Origin of the sequence: Thermococcus sp. (assembly GCF_027012695.1) — an archaeon.
GTDB lineage: Archaea > Methanobacteriota_B > Thermococci > Thermococcales > Thermococcaceae > Thermococcus.
Genome location: NZ_JALUYR010000131.1, coordinates 1 through 1,459, shown reverse-complemented (window position 1 = coordinate 1,459; position 1,459 = coordinate 1). Strand labels below are relative to the sequence as shown.

Here is a 1,459-nt window from a genome sequence, read left to right as displayed (position 1 = left end):
TTCATAACCGGTATCGGTTCCGGTTTGGGGCTTGCTCTGGCGGAGGAGTTCCTAAAGAGGGGTTACAAGGTTTTCGCCCTCTCGAGGAGGTTGCCCGAAAAATTGAGGGGAAACCCCAATCTGGTCTTTGAAAAATGCGACCTCTCGGTCCACGAGGAGGTCTATTTCAAAGGTAGGAAACTCCTGGAGGGTGTAAACAAAACCCTCCCCTGGGTGGTGTTGAACGCGGGGGTCCTCGGGGAGCTATCGGAGATGAGGAATGTCCCCCTAAGGGAATTGAAGAAAGTTTTCGACATCAACCTCTGGGCGAACAAGATTCTTTTCGACCTCCTCGAGGACCTGCAAAAGGAAAAAGACCTAAGGGTGGGACAGGTTATAGCCATTTCCAGCGGGGCGGCGGTCAACTGCAACAAGGGGTGGAACGCCTACTCCATGTCAAAGGCGGCGTTAAACTGCATGGTGAAGCTCTACCACTGGGAGTTCGAGAGGAGCCACCTCATTTCGCTCGCGCCCGGACTTATCCTTACCCCGATGTTAAAGCGGATTATCGAAGAAGCCGACCCCGAGCGCTTCCCCTCGGTAAAGAGGTTACAAGAGTCCCCCAAGCACACACCCGAGAGCGCGGCTAAGATGCTCCTCGAGGTATTTCCCAACCTAAACAGGTTCCCCTCCGGGGAGTTTGTGGATGTTAGGAAAGCCTTTCCCGACATATACGCCAAATACTTACCTTAGCCCTTTGCTTCCGCCTTTTCCGAATATAAATCTTTAAACCTTATGGCTTTACTGTACTCGGGACTGGCGCTATTTTTAATCTACCTGTCGATACTGGTATCCAAGCGGTTCGGGATACCGGCGCTTATACCCATTATATTCCTGGGGCTGCTAACAAAGGATTTCATCCACGCCGAGCACCTGCACTTTTTCGTCGAGCTGGGGCTAATCCTGCTCTTCTTCTTCATAGGGCTGGAGTTCAACATCGAGAAGCTAAAGTCGATGACCGCAAAGTCGTGGAAAGCGGGTATCTCCGACTTCGTCTTCAACTTCTTTCCGCCGCTTGGGCTGGCGTTGCTCTTTGGCTTCAACTGGATAGAGGCTCTATTTATCGCGACCGTCGCCTACCCCTCTTCGACCTCTATAATCGCAAAGCTCCTTATCGACTACAAGAGACTGATTAACCCCGAAACGGAGCTGATTCTCGGAATACTTATATTCGAGGATATAGTCTCCATAGTCCTGCTATCGGTGCTCTTTGGACTGATGCAGGGGCAGGTGAGCCCCGCCCATATCGTGGGCAATATCTTCCTGATGTTCGTAGTTGTCGCCCTCTCGGTAGTCCTCGGAAAAATTATCCTTTCGAGGATTACCCACTACCTGGAAAAGGTCCTAACCGGTGCCGAGGATGTAATTCTCCTCATGCTTGGGCTACTGCTGCTGGTAGCCGGATTTTTCCACTCCCTCG

The 1,459-nt window shown here is 51.7% G+C and carries 2 protein-coding genes; both read left to right on the top strand.

Annotation, left to right across the window (positions count from 1 at the left end; translation table 11 throughout):
* Nucleotides 1-732: SDR family NAD(P)-dependent oxidoreductase (locus tag MV985_RS09000; protein WP_297465506.1), on the top strand; the 732-nt coding region annotated here is incomplete at its 5' end.
* A gap of 42 nt (nucleotides 733-774) precedes the next feature.
* Nucleotides 775-1,459 (top strand): cation:proton antiporter (locus tag MV985_RS08995; RefSeq protein WP_297465504.1); only part of this gene is annotated, 685 nt, incomplete at its 3' end.